We start from the raw sequence: 18,388 nt of genomic DNA, 5'->3' as shown, positions 1-18,388 counted from the left end.
TTAGAACTCTACGTATAAAGCTATAAGATACTGCCTATCAGCATTTTAAGTTTTTTAGTTTTTATTATTTTTGGTTAATATTAACAGTCTTAGCGTGAGATCTCATCTTGATGCTATTTCGAGTATGCATACGCTATAAATTCACTAAAACTTGTTATTTACTGGCGCTTATTTTTATACAATAATCGTCAAAATATTCGAATATAAGAACTGGAGCACTATCCTTTCTAGCGTTATCGATCCGACCTACAGACTTCTGCTCTATATTGTAATGTAAATTTTGCAGTCGGACTTCAGCTAAGGTTCAAGTGACCATCGTCAACCAATGCGCAACGAATATTCCTTTCCACTCTGGGGTGCTTAGCTCGCCCTTCGGCTTCTTATCCCTTATTTGAGTGATAGCCGAAAGAGCAGAATGAGTGTATATTCTAAGGCTTTCAAACTGATCGTTCATTGCCTGATCTACTTCACTCTTTAATTGAACTGATGATATCGGCAGACCTGCACGATGATCCAGTGGGCTTACTTTATTGTTTTTAATTTCCTATGAGACGCATTACCCCGACTTTAATCCTTGGACTCCTAGTCTTGCTGTGTCCTTCCACACGGTTGCTGTCCAAACCATCTATGGTGAGCCAGCCGGCCCTAAGCAAAGCCGAAGGATCGAAACCATCTGTGGTGAGCCCGTCGAAACCAAACTTTGTGATCATTTTCACGGATGACCAAGGGTATGCGGATCTCGGTTGCTTTGGAGGCGATCATGTAAAGACACCGCGCATCGATCAAATGGCGGCCGAGGGTGCAAAGCTGACCAGCTTTTATGTGGCGGGCTCCGTCTGCACGCCGTCGCGCTCAGCACTGATGACTGGGTGCTATCCGAAGCGTATCGGTTTGGCGGGTGGGGTTTTTCTCGCTGGCGACAAGAATGGGCTCAACCTTGATGAAATCACCATCGCCGAGCTGCTGAAAGCAGAGGGCTATGCGACAGGTATGTTTGGCAAATGGCATCTGGGGGATCAGCCCGAGTTTCTCCCGACACGTCAGGGCTTTGATGAATTCTTTGGGCTGCCATACAGTCACGACATTCACCCCTTTCATACCAATAACAAAAAACACAAGTTTCCGCCGCTGCCGCTGTTGGAAATGGAGACAGTGATCGAGGAAGAACCGGATGCGGATTATTTAACGCAACGGATCACCGAGCGCGCGGTCGATTTTATCGAACGTCATCGAGACGAATCCTTCTTTCTCTATGTGCCGCATCCAATTCCGCACCGGCCGATTCATATGTCACCGTCATTCATGGAAGCGGTTCCTGATGACATCAAAGCGAAGTTAAAAAATGAGAAGGGCATCGACTACTTCACCCGCGACAAGATTTACAATCAATCGATTAGCGAAATCGATTGGTCGGTCGGACAAATTATCGATGCGCTCAAAGCCAACGGAATCGATGAAAACACCGTGGTGATTTTCACCTCGGACAACGGCCCATCCGTTGGCCATGCCGATCCGCTCACCGGCAAGAAGGGTAGCTCCTATGAAGGTGGTCAACGTGTGCCAGCAGTCATTCGCTGGCCCGGACATATACCCGCAGGGCAGGTGAATGATGAGTTGATAACTGCGATGGATCTGCTGCCGACCTTTGCACAGCTCGCGGGGGCTGAACTACCGACGGATCGTGTGATCGATGGCTGTGATATTTTACCCGTGTTGATCGACGGAGCTGGAACACCGCATCAGGCCTTTTTCTATTATAAGGGCAATGCACTCAAAGCGGTGCGCTCCGGGCCGTGGAAGTTGCATTTCGGTAAAGCCAATGGCAAAGACAAGAGCCGCCGCGGCAAAGGCGCGAGTTCGTCGATCATGGCGCTGTATCATTTAGATGAAGACATGGCGGAGCAGAATAATCTGTTGCAGCAGCACCCAGAAATAGTTGAGCAGCTCAAGGCGCTTGCGAAAGCCTTTGAGACTGAATTGAAGCAAAACAGTCGCCCCGCAGGATTGGTGAATGAGCCTGAAGTATTAAGGATACGTGCGGATTAATGGGGGCTGGTTGGGAAGCTGTCTCACAAATGCCACAGACCTAGTAAATTTATTGAGTGGCTGTTACTCTCTTAATCTTACTCTTCATCGTAATCATAATCGAAGCGTTCTGATTGAAGACCTTACGAATCAGCCCAGAGGAGTAAGATTACGATTATGACGTCGATAATCCTTATATCTCTATTTGTGAGACAGTCCCCTGGGCGAGACGCTGGTTAAATTAGGTTGCCGATTCATGTGGCATTTAATCGGGAGGGACGAGCTCCGCCTCGTCTTACGGTGTGCACGTGCGTCTGATCAGTGCTGAGGTTCGGCAGACGGCAGCGTAGAACGCAGCAAGCGCGGAGGCCATCCCTCCCGTGCTGCTATGACTTACTATTTAATCGGGAGGGACGAGCTCCGCCTCGTCTTACAGTGTGCACGTGCGTATGATCAGTGCTGAGGTTCGGCAGACGGCAGCGTAGAACGCAGCAAGCGCGGAGGCCATCCCTCCCGTGCTGCTATGACTTACTATTTAATCGGGAGGGACGAGCTCCGCCTCGTCTTGCAGTGTGCACGTGCGTCTGATCGGTGCTGAGGTTCGGCAGACGGCGCGGAGGCCATCCCTCCCGTGCTGCTATGACTTACTATTTAACCGGGAGGGACGAGCTCCGCCTCGTCTTACAGTGTGCACGTGCGTCTAATCAGTGCTGAGGTTCGGCAGACGGCAGCGTAGAACGCAGCAAGCGCGGAGGCCATCCCTCCCGTGCTGCTATGACTTACTATTTAATCGGGAGGGACGAGCTCCGCCTCGTCTTACGGTGTGCACGTGCGTCTGATCAGTGCTGAGGTTCGGCAGACGGCAGCGTAGAACGCAGACGACAGCGTAGAACGCACTCCTAGCGGGAGGCCATCCCTCCCGCTAGGAGTGCCGTGGTCTTCTGAAGAGTAACATCACGCAGGTGATACACGAGAGCAGCAGGGTGCTATTGGCGGGTTCTGGGATGACTTCAGTGGCGAAGGTGAAGGTGTAATTAATCGGAGCATTGCTCGTTTCCTGAAACCAGAGGCTGTAGTTGCCTGAGCTTAGTGGTAAACTGTAGCCTGCGCCGGATTGGTTGCCGCCATCGGATTCGGTTGCTAGGATATTTGTTCCGTTCTGAGCGTTTGTGACGAGTGAGGCAAATAGGAGATACTCAGGGACTGCCTCTAAGGTGCTTTCATCAGACATCGCCAGAAAGTGATTCTCTGTGTTGCTGTCGAAGATGAATTCGAGCGAAGCGAGTCGGTGGTTGGCGGCAACGGAGAAGGTGAACACATCTGGGTTGAAGGAACCACCTTCATTGATGGTGCCGATGATACTGTTCGGCCCTGCATTCAATTCTCCGATCGAGGTCGGCGCATTGATGAGGTGGCTGAGGTCTCCTGAAATGGCTTCTGAATAGATCGTGAAGCCATGTGCCTGCGAGACCATGAGCAGTAGGAATGTCAGCTGCGCGAATTTCATTTTAAGCAATTTGAGCGGATCGTTTTTTTGAGCTAGTCCGTGGGGTATCTGATATCATCTGCTGTGTGTAAGCGCTTGTCTGGACCTGCGGATGTGATGGTGAGGTCATTCGAAGCCTTGCTGTGAAACCAGTAAGCGGTGCCGTATTCATCGACTAGCTCGCCATATTCGTTTATTCTGGGAGAATCCATGGGGAGGTAAGCGACTTTTCTGGGATTGTCGCCTAGGAGCGCGTTGGTGATTTCGACGTTTAAGCCTGCTGGGTAGTCGCCGCGGTAGACGGTCGTCCGCATCGAGCTCAGTAGCGAATGAATCGCGATCTTTGCGTCGGATTCTTCAATCGTTGGATTGTCTAATTCGAGCGCCATTTCCGAGAAGTTTGAACGATCGCGGGGATCGTTCTGCAGTTTGGCATCCCACTGGTTGAAGCGCAGCGAGCGGCTGATCTCCGCATTGACGTGCTCCATGCGGGCAATTGCTTCCTCCCGTGTTTCCGCCTGCGGTTCTTCGCGCTGCTTGGAGTTGGTATAAAGAATGACGCTGGCACTCCCTAGCAGGACTAAGCCGATCAGCGACGCGATGCTACGTTTATTCATACGATATTCAGCTTCTAACTCCTGTCTTCTAACTTCTAACTACTCTTTAAGGTTCATTTCGATTAAGCGAACAGACCCGCGATCGGAGTCTCGGTGGAACCACTGGTCCAAAAATTTCGAATGTTGGGGACGACGGTTTCCATTTCGCTGTTATTTTCGACGCCGAACCAGTAGGCGAGTGAGGCGTGTAGTTCATCGACTGAGGTCGTGGGCAGTTGTCGGCCGCGCCCGACATCGGTGGTCGTGTTTAAGGCGATGTCTGGATAGGTGCCGAAGACTTTGCCGCCTTGCACGGGGCCGCCCATCACGAGTTGATTGCCACCCCATCCGTGATCAGAGCCGACGCTATTGGGTGTCAACGAACGGCCAAAGTCAGACGCCGTGTAAGTAACGACGCGATCATGGTAACCGATCTCTTTGAGTGCCGCGTTAAAGGCGACGAGTGCGTCGTTCAGCGTGGTCATTAAACTGTTATGTGTATCGATCCCGCCGCCATGGGTATCAAAGCCTGTTTGACCGGCAAAGAAGGTTTGGCGGTTTGCGTTGAGAGCATCGATGCCTTGGGATTTTATATACTTCGCGATTTGGAGGAGTTGTTGTCCGAGACTGCTATCGGGGAAGACGGTGTTGATGACGGTATTTTGCTCAATCTGCTCTAAGAGTTCGCTCTGCGCCAAGGCATCTTCCCGGATATAGTTATGATGTGCCTGCAATACGGAGGCATACTGTGTTTCTAAAGTCGCGTCCATGCCGAGCTTCACCAAGCTATCTGTCTTGTAAAGATCGAGTGAGTTGACGCCGCCTCTGGTATTGAACGGGCTGGAGGAATTGCCGACTTGATACGTATTCGCTCCATAAGGAGCTAGGCTCACGCTGGTGGTGGCGTTGTTATTCGCGGCATCATTTAGTATGTCGATCATTCGGCCGCCCCAACCGGTGCCTGCGAAGGGGCCGGTTTTACTGGTGGAGATGGAGGTTTGCCACTGCTCTAGTTGATCATTGTGCGAAAAGCGTCCATACGGCAATGGCACGCTGCCTGAACTGTATTCACTGAGTGTGGTGGGTTGGATCAGTGTGCCCACATTGGTGATAAAGCTTAAGTCCTCATTATCGAAGAGTGTTTTGAGGTCTGCGAGGCTAGTGTTTAAGTGGTAGTCTTGCGAGCTTTCGATGATCTGATGCGTGTCCGCTAGCGGGATGCCGAGCACGCCACGTGTCGCGAGATAATCGGCATAGCCGCTGACACCCGGTGCGAGCATATTGTAGGAATCATTGCCACCAAAGAGAAAGATACAGACGAGCCCTTTGTAGTCGGTGACCGAGCCGGGAGTTCGCGCTGCAAACAGTTTGTTGACCATCGACAGTGACAGCATGGAGGACATGGCTCCAATTCCAGTCATTTTGCCACAGTCAGCGAGGAAGCGGCGGCGCGTCATGAAGTTTCGTGATGATTTTTTCATTGTCGAATTTGAGAGTGGTTGGGCCGGTCTATTAGTAGGCAACGCTGAAGTCGGAGGAATTAAAGAGGATGGATAAAATTTTAGTGAAGTTCTCTCGAGAGCCTGCGCCATTGGCATTCGCGATGGTCACGAGCTTGCCTTTGAGCTCGGGGGAGATTTGGCCGTTACAGAGCCATAAGTTGACGTCATCAATGAAGCCCGCGACCTCTTGGTTTTTACGATAGAGATAGCCGAGGTAACTATAATCGATACTGAAGACATAACTATTGTAGCTGGAAAAGCTGACGGGCTCATCTGCATTCACAATCTCGTAGAAACTCTCAAATTGATTAATGATGTATGGCGTCAAAATCTCTGATTCCGGTGAAGTTAAGTGCAGGCCGTAGGTGATTTCGGCTTCGGCTAGATCTCCAACGGAAGGGGAGTGGTCCGAGTCATAGTAGTTAAAGACGGACGGCGCCCGCATGGGGATCTGTCCGAAATCGGGAGTCTGATCATTCGCTGCCTGTTTTGTTTTTGCTTGGACACGGATCAGGCCGTCCTCGTCACCAGAGAGGGCTTGAGCGAAGCGGTAGAATTGCGTCCATTTTAGGATCGGCTCCTTGATTCTTCCAGCGGTCGCGAGGGTGGGGGTGGCTGTGATCGCGCCAGTCGTTTCGTCGACTGCATAATCCACTCCGAGTCGCGCTTCGGGGTCGAGTAAGATCGCCTTGATGACGCTGACAAAGTTGCCGATCTCGCCATTGCCATACGTGCCTTCGCCGCGCCATGCTTCGGTCACGCGACCGATATATGCGCTGGTTGGGTTGGAGTTGGTGAATCGTTTGATGAGTAGACGAGACAAATGTGGTGCGGTGCTCGGGTGCACCGCTAGACGGTCTAATACATCTGAAATGTCTTGTTCCCCTGATTGTCCTGCTGCGAGCACGGTGCCGTCCAAGAGCACTTTCGAGGAGGTGTCGTGGTAGCTGTCGACCATGATCATGGGGAATTGGTATCTGGATCCCAGGTTGCTTCTCGGTGAATCAAAGTCGGCGCCGACGCCCTCCGATGACGTCAAACTTAAGCCGGTGAACACTTGGGCCAGCTCTTTGATGTCGTCATTGTCATAGTTTTCGATGCGATCGTCGTTTGCATCCAAGAGGTATTCGCCGTATTGATCTTGTGAATACACACCGCATGAAAAGAGCTGCATGACCTCGCGGGCGTAGTTCTCGTCGGGATAGGTTCCTAAGGATACATCTTCTTTACGGTTCTGAGCGGAGGATAAATAAACGCCCATGAATGGGTCGTAGCTGATGGATTCAAGCAAATCGCGGTGTGTCGAATAGGCTAGGTCCATCAGGCTGTCGTAATAGGAAGTATAGGACTCCCAGACGTTGTTACGTTCTTGATTGGCCCAAAAGGCAGATGAAGTCACAAATACCTGGCTGAGGGAAAACGCGACACGGTGCCGCAGCTGTTCGTTGGTCTGAATCATTTTGCCCCACCAAACGAATTCAAAGTTTTGAATGTTGATGGAGGGAACCGAGTTTCCTTCCAAGAAGGTTAGCTGGTGGTCGTAGCAATCCTGGGTAATGGTGGATTCTCTCGGCAGGGTGAGTTGGTCATCGATCCACGCTTCACAGGCGGTCAGGTAGCCATTGTCTCTGATTTCATTGGCGAGCGCAGAGATGATTTCGGGTGTGCCGCCCATGGAGGCTTGTGATAGGAAATGGCCTGCTTGGGAAATGGCGATGTAATCGGCTGATGGCATTGTTTCCGCATCTGAAATCCATAGATTCAGGTTCGCATCTCCGACGGTGAGTGTTAGCTGCTCGTCGGACTCAATGACGCCGTCAGCGATGGGGTGTATGGATATTTGCACCGAGGCCACTCCAGCAGGCATTGTCAGCAGGCCGTTCGTTAATGGGCTGCCGTTGGTATCGGTGAGGAAGTAATCGCTCGCAGATGCCGCATTTGAAGCCACCTTGGTGGTATCAGTGATCTGAAAGGTTTCTGCTCGCTCTAGGTTCAGCAAGTCATCGGATCGAGTGCTGTAGCGGGTGAAGGTGACAGTCGCAGGTATATTTTCGAGCTCATAGAGCACGTGCTGATCGGTGGAGATCGTGAGGGAGGATTGTAATGCCGCCTGGGCGATACTCTTGAGCCGATCGAAATCTGTGATGTTCTCATCATCGCCAGAAGTGGCGTCATCATCTGTAAATCCAGCAAGTTGTAGTTCTTCCCAGCGTGAGACTCGATCTTCGTCAGTATCGATGTCATCCACAACCGCTTGAAAGAAGTAAGTGTCGTCATTGGAGGTGATCGAGAAATCCATTTCGTTACCGCTTCCTTCAAATTGCAGATTCTCTGGATCCCAGTCTTCGGGACTTAGGCGATTCCCTCCGAAGATGGTGTAGCCTTTCCCGCGCTGTGTTGGAAGGGATAGCATTAAGCCCTCTGTCTCATCATGCTTAATCTTGAGATCTAGACGTGAAAGGGCGTCGAAAGGATCGGTTCCGGCAATGGATTCATCGATGTTTGAAATCCCATCTCCATCATAATCCTGAGCCTTCGTTGCAGCATCACTCACTAACTCAGTCGCATTGAAGCGATATTCCCAGATGTCGCCGACACCATTATTATTCAGGTCCACTCTGTCGGTTCCTGAATCGAGGTCATAGCTGCCGTAGAGGATTAGATTGTCTATGAAATGTGTGCGATTCGTTCCTCCGCGCACATCTCCAAACGAAAATCCAAAGGTGGCGGACTCTCCATTCGTTAAAGTAATAGTGGTATTTAAGGAGACTAGATCTGTTTGATCAGTCAGTGTGGTCGAATTGGTAAAGACATAAATCGGATCTCCATAGCCATCGCCTGTATTAAGGTAGATATTCATCTGAGGATTGGATGAATTCAGCTGTAATCTGGTAAAATCAAAACGTAGCGCAGTTAGATCAATCGATTCTTCGCCAGTTAACCCAGTCGCCGTGAAGGTGAAGGCATTGTGAATATCCGTATTGGATGGATCACTCGAAGTCGCATCCGAACTCGTCCAGTAAGCGACAAAGTCTGAGCCTCTCGCGTCTGCGTTGTAGCCGGTGTTGCCAGTAATACTGACATCTAACAGTTCATCGACATAATCTGGGGTCGCCTCTCCGGAGAGTTCGGCAAAGCGTATGCCCAGATTCTCCGCGGTGGAGTAGGTCGTGCCACTGAGAGTGAAATTATCAATGAGGTGCGTCCGACTCTCGAGCCCATGGGCATCGGCAAACGAGAATCCGAATGTAATCGAGTCCCCGTTCTGAAGTGTGAGGTGCGTGGGGAAGGAAATCGCATCTGTTTGGTTGGCGCTAGTCGGATCATCGTTGACGGTTAAAATGGAGTCACCGTATCCATCTCCTCTATCGATATATAGATCTAGAATCGGTGTCGAACCGTTCAATGTCAGCCGGACATAGTCGAAAGCGATGTGTGTCAGCGCAATCACCTCTGTATCTGCGAGGCCAGACACGGTTAAGGTGATCGCATTGTGAATGCTTTCGGTCGAAGTCGAGTTGGTCGTCGCCGATGCGCTGGTCCAATAGCCAGTGGTGGTGGACGTATTCGCTGAGTTCGATCCCGTATTGCCAGCAATACTGACTGCAAGGTTCGTGGAACTAGCCTCTGGCGTCATGTCGCCAGAAAGTTGCACCAAGGGGGCAGCGTGAGAAACAAATGAAACCGAGATAAAGCACACGATAGCGATGATGGTTTTCATTATGTTTTCTTTAATTCGGGCTTTATGAAACTGATAGTTCATCGGGTAGTTTCGAGTGTTTGCGTATTAGAGTTTCTACAGAAAGTATTTGGCCAGCTAATCGGGCCAGAAAAAGTGCGTTGTCCATTTACAGTCAATGATTTATAGTCATTTCATCGTAAATGCGTGATTCATCTCCCTGCTTTTGAGCTATAGTGCTCACTGAGCTTTGGGGTATCTTCTTGTTGTGTTACAACGAAACCTAAAGAGGGAGCGCTGGTTTATTCTGATGCCCCATTCTATCATTTGTGAGTCTCTTTTGGCATCATTCAACAAGTAACTTGAACCAGTTATAGACGAAATGAGGAGGATTTATTATGATGCGACATGGATTCGTAGCCAAATGCCCCCACTTTTGTGCTGTATAATTTGATGGTAAGAACACAAAGTGAAAATATGCTAAAAGGATGAGGTATTTTATGAAGTCTAATCCACATTTAGCAGTCCTGGTTGCAATATGGGCGATGCTGTCGTCCCCGATCATTAGTTTCGGAGCGGGTTCACCTGACGAAAAGCCCAATATTGTCTTCATTTTCATGGATGACATGGGCTATGGTGATGTGCAGGTGCTCAACCCAGAGCGTTGTAAAATCCCCACGCCACATATGGATCAAATGGCGAAAGAGGGCATGATCTTTACCGATGCGCATACGAGTTCCTCTGTTTGCACGCCATCTCGCTATAGTTTAATGACGGGGCGCTATAATTGGCGCACCACAAAACAGGGCGGGGTGCTCAATGGTTTCGGCAAGCCTCTGATCCCTACGGATCGTATGACGGTTGCTAGCTTGCTCAAAGGGCAGGGCTACAACACCGCCATGATCGGTAAATGGCACATCGGGATGAATTTCCCAAAAGGTAAAGGGTTGAGAAATATCGATTGGAAGAACGGGACACTTACTTCCGGCCCCTATGATCTAGGCTTCGACTATTTCTTCGGGATTTCGGGTTCGCTCGATATGGCGCCTTATATCTATATCGAGAACAACAAGTTTGTTGGCGAAGCCACGGTGATGAAAGAGCCACACCCGAAGCGCAGGGGACCGGCCGAACCTGATTTCGAAGTGATGAATGTGCTAGATGAGTTGACGGAGAAATCGGTTGAATTCATTCAACGTCAAAACAGTGAGCAACCGTTCTTCGCCTATTTGTCACTGCCATCGCCGCATACACCGATCGTGCCCACTCCTAAGTGGCAGGGAAAAAGCGGATTGGGCGCCTATGGTGATTTCATGATGCAGACCGATGACTTTGTCGGAACGATTGTGCAGGCCTTAGACGATGCTGGTTTTTCGAAGAACACTTTACTCATTGTTTCCAGCGATAACGGCTGCTCATATACACAGGCAGGTGTCGCAGAGATGGAAGCTGAGGGGCATTTCCCCAGCGCACACTATCGTGGCTACAAGTCCGACATTTGGGAGGGGGGGCACCGTGTGCCGTTCATTGTGAAATGGCCTGCCGAAGTGAAAGCTGGCACCACCAGCGATGCAACTATTTGCCTAACAGATTTCATGGCAACCTGCGCCGCACTGACAGACGCGAAATTGCCTGCCAATGCCGCCGAGGATAGTGTCAGTTTTCTACCTGCCCTAGAGGGCAAAGAGATTGAAACCAGCCGGAAAGGGATCGTTCATCACACGATCAAAGGGCACTTCGCTTACCGCGAGGGCAAGTGGAAGCTCGTGCTCTCTAAGGGCTCGGGCGGTTTTAAGCATAAAGCAATCAAAGGCTCTCCAAAGGGGCAACTCTACGACTTAGAAGCAGACCCCGCAGAGACGACCAACTTGTTTGATTCAAACCCAGAAGTCGTCGAGCATTTAGTGGCACAGCTACAGGCGTATGTCGACCAAGGCCGCAGCACGGACGGGCCGAAGGTGCCAAATGATACCAACAAGATCCAAATTTGGAAATAGAGAGAAAATCAATGCATCCACTCAAACTCACTCAGGCACTGGTTGTCGCGATCGCTAGTCTAGTCTCGGCCGTTGCGATGGCTGATGCCGGAAAGCCACCTGTGGTGAGCCTGTCTGCCCAGAGCGAAGCCGAAGGGTCGAAACCACCTGTGGTGAGCCTGTCGAAACCAAACATCATTCTCATTTTTGCCGATGACCTTGGTTATGGCGATGTAGGCTGCTATGGCTCGAAGTTAAAGACCCCCGAACTCGACCGATTGGCTGCAGCAGGCTTGCGGTCGACGGACTGTCTGGTCGGCGCGAATGTCTGCGGCCCCTCGCGTGCGGCGCTGATGACGGGTCGCTATCCCATGCGTGCAGGCCATCCAATCTCGAGGCACCCGACAGAGAAATATGCTCAGTATGGCATCGCGCCGGAAGAGGTCACGATGCCCGAATTGCTGCAGTCGGCAGGCTACACCACCAAGATGGTGGGGAAGTGGCACCTCGGGTTTCATGTCGAGGGTTCGCATCCGCTCGATGCAGGATTCGATGATTATCTCGGATTACACAGCAACTATAGCACCGTGAAAGAACGCGTAGACGAACGCACCATCTACCGGAACAGAGAAGCGGTTGATGTAGATGTCCCATTTACTGCAGTCACGAAGCTCTATACCGACGAGATCGTCGACTTCATCAAAGCAGAGCACGAGCAACCGTTTTTCATCTATTTCGCACATCACATTGCGCATGATCCGATTTTGCCGAGTAAGCCTTTCAAAGGCACTGCGGGGAAGAAGGCAGGCAAGTTTGGCGATTTTGTGTTGGAGCTCGATGACAGTGTTGGACAGGTGGTTGATGCCGTGGAGGCCGCAGGCCTCAGTGACAATACATTGATCGTCTTCCTATCGGACAACGGCCCCGCACGACACGGTTCAGCAAAGCCTTTTACAGGCGGGAAATATGTCACAATGGAAGGAGGGCACCGCGTGCCGGCGATCTTCTCTTGGCCGACACATATCCCTGCGGGCCAAGTCTCGGACGCCATGATTACCAGCATGGATCTACTGCCGCTATTCTGTGATGTTGCAGGAGCCGAACTACCGAAGGGAGTCACACTGGACGGTAAAGACATCCTCGACCTGCTGACAGGTAAAACGGATGAAAGCCCGCACGAGTATTTCTACTATTATAATGGTGTAAATCTACAGGGGGTGCGGAACGAGCAATGGAAGCTGCACCTGCCGCGCACGATCAACGATCAGCCCTATTGGGCAAAAAAAGGAACCGCACCGCGCAAGCCGTATCTGAGCCTAAAAAAGCCGCTGTTGTTTGATGTCGATGCCGACCCAGCCGAGAAGAACAACGTCATTGCGCAACATCCTGAAGTGACCGCCGAGTTAATGAAGCAAGCGGAACGGGCACGTCTCGAGATAGGCGATGTTAATGTTGTTGGGTCCGATCAACGTCCGCATGGTTTACCCAACCCTCAAAATAAGGACTGAGTTTATACTCACATCATCCTACGAAGAAAATTTATTCTTAAGCTTTAACGCGTATGCCACTAACTTAAGGAGAGTTGTCGAAAGTAGAAGCGTGCTTCCAGCCGCTTGAATACTGGGGAAGCCGCTTCTACTTTATACTAGCACGCATCATGATTTGTGATTCTGGGTGCAGTATCATTTGAACCACCCGCTTTGCTGGAGAACACCAAGACACGGAGCCATCACGCTGTATTGGAGCGCGTGCTCTGCTCTGACACTCAGTCCTCTAAGCCTCTGTGCCTCTGTGATCTCCGTGGTAAAATACTTTCCAGAATGCCTTGATCAAGTGATATACGCTAGGGCGTTTCTTTGGTATACTTTGCTATCCAAATACTCATATTCAGCTATAACCCCAACCCCCTCACTCCTGTCTAATCACAGATCGACCTTGTGTAAGCAGTTGTTGGATTTCTTAATAAAATACACTAGGATTGGCTTACTTAGACAAAATTGATGCGTAAACATGGCTGAACTGTCCCAAAATGCAACCGAGACCGCACAACACTGTATCTATGATGAAACGTAGAATTTATTCTGTTGTATCCGGCTTGCTTGTAATGCTCTCGACTTCTGCATTTGCCGAGACAACAACACCTCCTCGACCGAACGTCATCTTCATCCTAATGGATGATATGGGCTACAGTGATGTGAGCTGCTATGGTGCGACGAAAGTCAGCACGCCGAACATCGACCGCATGGCGGCCGAGGGCATGCAATTCACCGATTTCCATACGGGTGCTTCGATTTGCTCGCCCTCACGGGCAGCTTTTCTGACGGGTGCCTATCCACAGCGAGCAGGCCTCTACATGGGGATCAACCCGAAACGTGAAGCACACTGGTTTCTTGGCCTGCACCCAGACGAGATCACCATTCCTGAGCAATTTAAGAAGCAAGGCTACACCACCGCAATGGTCGGCAAGTGGCACCTCGGCATGCAAGAGCCCTTTCTCTACTGGCATCAGGGCTTCGACTATTACTACGGTGCGCCAGAGAACATGGGGCACGATAAGCGCTTTTATGATGGCAAAGAGGTGATCTATCAAAACACACCGCTTGATCAGCTAACGACCCTCTACACCGAGCGTATGGTGAAACATATTGAAGATTTTACCCATTCGGCTCGCTCAGGACAGGAGGATCAGCCCTTCTTCATCTACTACGCGCACAATTATCCGCACACACCTTTTAAGGCTGGCTCCAAATTTAGAAAATCCTCCAAGGATGGAGCACGAGGGGATATCATCCAAGAAGTGGATTGGGGCATCGGTGAAATTCTCAACGCACTCGAGGCCAACGGCATTCTTGAGAACACCTTGGTCATTTTTAGCTCTGACAATGGCCCGACCTCTGCGAAATACTCGAAGCCTTATAGTGGCACGAAGTATGTCTCGCTCGAAGGCGGGCACCGTGTGCCGTTCATCCTGTATTGGAAGGGGCAGATTCAGCCAGTGGTTTCAGACATTCCAGTGATTGCGATGGATCTATTTCCGACGCTGAGTGAGTTGATCGGCGAACCACTGCCAAGTGACCGCATCTTTGATGGCGTCAGCCTCGCTCCATTATTTGAGGGTGGGGAGATCGCCCGTCCAGAAGGCGAGGCCTTCTATTACTATAACTGCGAAAACCTACAAGCGGTGCGCGTCGGCGATTGGAAACTGCACCTACCACGCACTAAAGCGCAGATGCCGTGGTGGAGCACCGCAGCTGGCAAAGCGAAACCGACCGCATCGCCAGAGCTCTACAATCTGTCCACTGATCCCGCGGAAAAGAGCAATGTCGCCGCTCAACATCCCGAACGTGCTTCTGAGATGATGGCATTAGCGGAACAGACTCGCGAGAAGTTGGGCGAATACATGGAGCGCGGTTCCGAGCAACGTCCCACAGGCACGCTCTTTCCTGAGGTGCCGATCCTCAGTAATCACAATACCGAATGGGCGAAACTATCTGATGCAGAGAAAGGCGCTGCTAAAACCGAATTTAAAGGTGCGCATGCCCCAAAGAAAAAAAAGAAAAAGTAACTCTATCCACACATGAAAAAAACAACTTTATTCAAACTCAGCCTGCTCTGCCTCTCCGTCCTTTCGGGGCAGGCGGTTCGCGCCGAATCGCTCCCGAATGTAATCTTAGTCTATGCCGATGACGTCGGCTACGGTGACCTTGGCTGTTACGGTGCCACTCATGTGCAGACGCCAAATATTGACAAGCTCGCCGCCGAAGGGCGTCGCTTCACCGATGCACACTCGCCGTCTGCTGTTTGCTCGCCGTCGCGCTACGGTGTATTAACTGGAAACTATCCGTTTCGTGGGAACGGCGGCAAAGGCTATTGGGGGCCGTGCGGGCACTTCCAGTCGTTGATGATTGATACAAACAAATTGACGCTCGGTGAACTGTTTAAAAACAAAGGCTATGCCACGGCCGCGATTGGCAAATGGCACCTCGGCTTCGGCACAGGCAAGACCGACTGGAACAAGCCGCTACGTCCGGGACCACTGGAGCTCGGTTTCGATTACTACTTCGGCGTGCCAAAAGTGAACAGCGGTTTTCCTTATGTCTATGTCGAGAACGACAGCATCGTCGGCTACGACCCAGCTGATCCGATCACTTTCAAAAAGCCGTATTCGGTAACGACCACCTATCCACCGGAAGCAGGCAAGAAAACCGAAAACAAGGTGGGCGGAGCGAAGGCAGCACATGCGATTTACGACGATGAAAAGACCGGCACTCTGCTCACTGAGAAAGCCGTGACTTGGATTGAGGACAATAAGGATGAGCCCTTCTTCCTCTATTTCCCAACGCCCAACATCCACCATCCATTCACTCCAGCAGCACACTTAAAAGGCACTAGCCAAGCTGGGCTCTATGGTGACTTTATTCACGAACTCGATTGGATGGTCGGGCAGCTGGTGGACTGTTTAGAAAAGAATGGGTTGGCTGATAATACCTTGATCATTGTGACGAGTGATAATGGCGGCATGTTTAATCACAACGGACAAGATGCCTTTAAAAAAGGGCACCGAATCAACGCGGATCTACTTGGCTTCAAGTTTGGTGTATGGGAAGGCGGCCACCGTGTGCCGTTCATCGCTAAATGGGCAGGTAAGATCCAACCTGACACAGTTTCCGATCAATTGATTAGTAGTATCGATCTTCTCGCGACCTTTGCCGCGATCACAGGGCAAACCATCGAAAAGAAACAACTCGCAGATAGTATCAATATACTACCCGCGCTGGTCAGTGATCCGACAACGCCTCTGCGTGAGGAGCTAGTGCTCTGCCCGAATAAATCCACTCACGTATCACTACGTAAAGGTAAGTGGGTTTATATTCCCGCAAAGGGGAGCGGAGGCTTTACGGGCAAACCCGGCACGCATGGTGCAGGTGGCCCTGCTTGTATCTCATTTGTCGGCAACGAGAACAGTGATATCGAAAACGGAAAAATCAAAAAGAGTGCACCACCCGCACAGCTCTACGATCTCGAAGCCGACGTGAACCAAACGAAAAACCTCTACAACGAGTATCCCGAAGTCGTGCAAGAGATGCAGGCTCGCTTAACTGAGTATCGCCCAGCATCTGGCAAGAAAGTGAAAAAGAAAAAGTAGTTCAATCCGACTCTAGCTTTACCTTATGTATCATACTATAAAGAAACTTCTGTGCGCATCCTTCGCTGCAGCTTGTATAGCCGCAACCGCGAACGCGGCGAAACAACCGAACATCATTGTTTTCCTAACAGATGACCAAGGCTACAACGATGTCGGCTGTTACGGATCGCCGGATATTAAAACGCCGAACTTCGATCGAATGGCTGCCGAAGGGATGCGCTTCACCAATGCCTATGTGGGCTCGCCAGTCTGTGGCCCGAGCCGCTCGGCACTCATGACGGGCTCGTATCCGATTCGTATTGCCGAACCTCGCAACACGAAGTCGCTACATACGGTTCCACATACTAAGGAACTGATGATCCCCGAAGTCCTAAAGGAGGGCGGCTATGCGACCGCGATCTTGGGTAAATGGCATGCCGGCGATGCGAAAACCAAAGGCCATCCATTGGATCAAGGTTTTGATTATTTCTTCGGCACGCCGAAATACAATGGCGTCACCAAGCTCATCGAGCAGACGAAATTGCGCGCACCGTTGATTCGCAACCGTGAGGTCGTCGTTAAAGCAATCGAGCAGCCAGAGATGGATCAGCTCACGACCTGGTATACCGAAGAGGCGATCAAGTTCATCACAGACAATAAGGAACAGCCATTCTTCCTCTACCTCGCACATAACATGCCGCACGTCCCACTAGGTGTTTCCGATAAATTCCGCGGCAAATCGGCAGGCGGATTCTATGGTGATGTGATCGAGGAGCTGGATTGGAGTATGGGCGAAATCCTGAAAACACTCAAAGCACTCGATCTAGATGGCAACACGCTCATCGTCTTTGTATCTGATAACGGCCCATGGATCGAAGATTCCATCGGCGACCATGCCGGGCATGCAGACCCACTGCGCGGCGCTAAAATGAAGTCGTGGGAAGGCGGGCCACGTGTGCCGTTTATTGTGCGCTGGCCAGAGCACATCCCAGCAGGGGAAACGTCCGACGCGCTAGTCACGACGATGGATCTGTTGCCAACATTCACCGGACTCGCAGGACAGACGCTGCCGTCCAATCTAGTGATCGACGGCAAAGACCTGACACCGCTCTTGACCGGCGCGACCGACGATTCACCGCACGAGTATTACTATTATTATTGCTACACCGGATTGCAGGCCATTCGCGATGCGCGCTGGAAGCTTGTCCTGCCACGCGCTAGTAAGCCCAAATGGATGGGCTGGTGGGCACGTATGATCGATGAGGTAAAAACCATCGAGCTCTACGATCTGAACACGGATCTCGGTGAAACCACCAATGTCGCCGCCCAGCACCCCGAGGTGGTCGAGCGTCTAATGCAACAAGTCGAGCTTGCCCGAGCGGAGCTAGGCGATGCCGGAGTCATCGGCTCTGGCGCACGCTTCTTCGATAAAGGCAAAAAGCGCCCAGATATCGCCAAATATAAGAAGTGGGCCGCTAGTAAAAAGTAAGGTCAAGAATGCCTCGATCGTGGTCGCTGGTTGAGTCCTTGTTATACCACTTAGAAACAGTATTGATCTAATTGCGGGGTAGAGTCGTCGCGGAAGAGGGATTCCTCTCGAGTCTTCGCTTGTTTGGCTGAGGCCAGAGCCAGTAAATCAATCCAAGCATGCAATCGCGGTCGTCGCATTCTAGGTTCGCAGAGCATCGCGAACAGAAGGCCGTCCATGAAACATTTGACTGTTCCCGGTTTATACCCTTGTGATTCCATGACATCAATTGTGATGCTATCTCCGCGCAGGTTTCGCTTGCTTGATATATTATAGGCGCGCATTTAATAGCAAAGGCAGTTGGTTCTGCGAAAAGATTTAACATGCGAACTTCAAATTCAATAGGCGACCAAGTGGGTCAACAGTTAAGCACTTCTGCCCCGAACGATTTTGTTTGGGCGAAGCTGAAAGGTGATGAGAACGTCGAACTGTGCTGCTCGATGGCCACTCTTATTGAACGGTGGAGTAAAC

General features: G+C 50.9%; 10 protein-coding genes. 6 read left to right on the top strand and 4 right to left on the bottom strand.

Going from position 1 to position 18,388, the window contains the following annotated elements:
• The first annotated feature begins 546 nt into the window (after positions 1-546).
• Complete coding sequence (locus GZZ87_RS19225; protein WP_162025342.1) at positions 547-2,046, top strand: sulfatase; 1,500 nt, start codon at positions 547-549, stop codon at positions 2,044-2,046.
• 901 nt (positions 2,047-2,947) lie between these two features.
• Here GZZ87_RS19225 and GZZ87_RS19220 read toward each other — a convergent pair.
• The 4 genes from GZZ87_RS19220 to GZZ87_RS19205 form a co-directional block, all read right to left on the bottom strand.
• Entirely contained in the window at positions 2,948-3,532 is a 585-nt protein-coding gene (locus GZZ87_RS19220; protein WP_162025343.1) for a hypothetical protein, read from the bottom strand.
• A 32-nt stretch (positions 3,533-3,564) separates the two neighbouring features.
• On the bottom strand, positions 3,565-4,128 hold the full coding sequence (locus GZZ87_RS19215) for a hypothetical protein (protein WP_162025344.1): 564 nt from the start codon (positions 4,126-4,128) through the stop codon (positions 3,565-3,567).
• 62 nt (positions 4,129-4,190) lie between these two features.
• The gene (locus GZZ87_RS19210) at positions 4,191-5,588 is read right to left on the bottom strand and encodes a DUF1501 domain-containing protein (RefSeq protein ID WP_162025345.1); all 1,398 of its coding nucleotides are present in this window, start codon (positions 5,586-5,588) and stop codon (positions 4,191-4,193) included.
• Between the two features lie 31 nt (positions 5,589-5,619).
• Positions 5,620-9,330 carry a DUF1800 family protein gene (locus GZZ87_RS19205; protein WP_162025346.1) on the bottom strand — a complete coding sequence of 1,237 codons (3,711 nt, stop codon included), beginning with the start codon at positions 9,328-9,330 and terminating at the stop codon, positions 5,620-5,622.
• A 458-nt stretch (positions 9,331-9,788) separates the two neighbouring features.
• Here GZZ87_RS19205 and GZZ87_RS19200 point away from each other — a divergent pair, with 458 nt between their 5' ends.
• The 5 genes from GZZ87_RS19200 (at position 9,789) to GZZ87_RS19180 (ending at position 17,878) form a co-directional block, all read left to right on the top strand.
• On the top strand, positions 9,789-11,285 hold the full coding sequence (locus GZZ87_RS19200) for an arylsulfatase (RefSeq protein ID WP_244648201.1): 1,497 nt from the start codon (positions 9,789-9,791) through the stop codon (positions 11,283-11,285).
• 11 nt (positions 11,286-11,296) lie between these two features.
• Complete coding sequence (locus GZZ87_RS19195) at positions 11,297-12,772, top strand: sulfatase (RefSeq protein WP_244648203.1); 1,476 nt, start codon at positions 11,297-11,299, stop codon at positions 12,770-12,772.
• Between the two features lie 551 nt (positions 12,773-13,323).
• A complete protein-coding gene (locus GZZ87_RS19190) occupies positions 13,324-14,829 on the top strand; it encodes a sulfatase (protein ID WP_244648205.1) in 1,506 nt (501 codons plus the stop codon).
• Positions 14,830-14,841: 12 nt separating this feature from the next.
• On the top strand, positions 14,842-16,410 hold the full coding sequence (locus tag GZZ87_RS19185; RefSeq protein ID WP_162025347.1) for a sulfatase-like hydrolase/transferase: 1,569 nt from the start codon (positions 14,842-14,844) through the stop codon (positions 16,408-16,410).
• A 25-nt stretch (positions 16,411-16,435) separates the two neighbouring features.
• Positions 16,436-17,878: a sulfatase gene (locus GZZ87_RS19180; protein WP_162025348.1), complete on the top strand. Its 1,443-nt coding sequence runs from the start codon at positions 16,436-16,438 to the stop codon at positions 17,876-17,878.
• The last annotated feature ends 510 nt before the right edge of the window (positions 17,879-18,388 follow it).

The organism is Lentimonas sp. CC4 (assembly GCF_902728235.1).
GTDB lineage: Bacteria > Verrucomicrobiota > Verrucomicrobiia > Opitutales > Coraliomargaritaceae > Lentimonas.
The sequence above is the reverse complement of the archived record's forward strand: the minus strand, read 5'-3'. Positions and strand labels throughout refer to the sequence as shown.

Excerpts from the sequence above, each read along its gene's own strand:
- GZZ87_RS19225 (WP_162025342.1), top strand. The coding sequence starts at position 547 with ATGAGACGCATTACCCCGACTTTAATCCTTGGACTCCTAGTCTTGCTG.
- GZZ87_RS19220 (WP_162025343.1), bottom strand. The coding sequence starts at position 3,532 with ATGAAATTCGCGCAGCTGACATTCCTACTGCTCATGGTCTCGCAGGCA.
- GZZ87_RS19215 (WP_162025344.1), bottom strand. The coding sequence starts at position 4,128 with ATGAATAAACGTAGCATCGCGTCGCTGATCGGCTTAGTCCTGCTAGGG.
- GZZ87_RS19210 (WP_162025345.1), bottom strand. The coding sequence starts at position 5,588 with ATGAAAAAATCATCACGAAACTTCATGACGCGCCGCCGCTTCCTCGCT.
- GZZ87_RS19205 (WP_162025346.1), bottom strand. The coding sequence starts at position 9,330 with ATGAAAACCATCATCGCTATCGTGTGCTTTATCTCGGTTTCATTTGTT.
- GZZ87_RS19200 (WP_244648201.1), top strand. The coding sequence starts at position 9,789 with ATGAAGTCTAATCCACATTTAGCAGTCCTGGTTGCAATATGGGCGATG.
- GZZ87_RS19195 (WP_244648203.1), top strand. The coding sequence starts at position 11,297 with ATGCATCCACTCAAACTCACTCAGGCACTGGTTGTCGCGATCGCTAGT.
- GZZ87_RS19190 (WP_244648205.1), top strand. The coding sequence starts at position 13,324 with ATGATGAAACGTAGAATTTATTCTGTTGTATCCGGCTTGCTTGTAATG.
- GZZ87_RS19185 (WP_162025347.1), top strand. The coding sequence starts at position 14,842 with ATGAAAAAAACAACTTTATTCAAACTCAGCCTGCTCTGCCTCTCCGTC.
- GZZ87_RS19180 (WP_162025348.1), top strand. The coding sequence starts at position 16,436 with ATGTATCATACTATAAAGAAACTTCTGTGCGCATCCTTCGCTGCAGCT.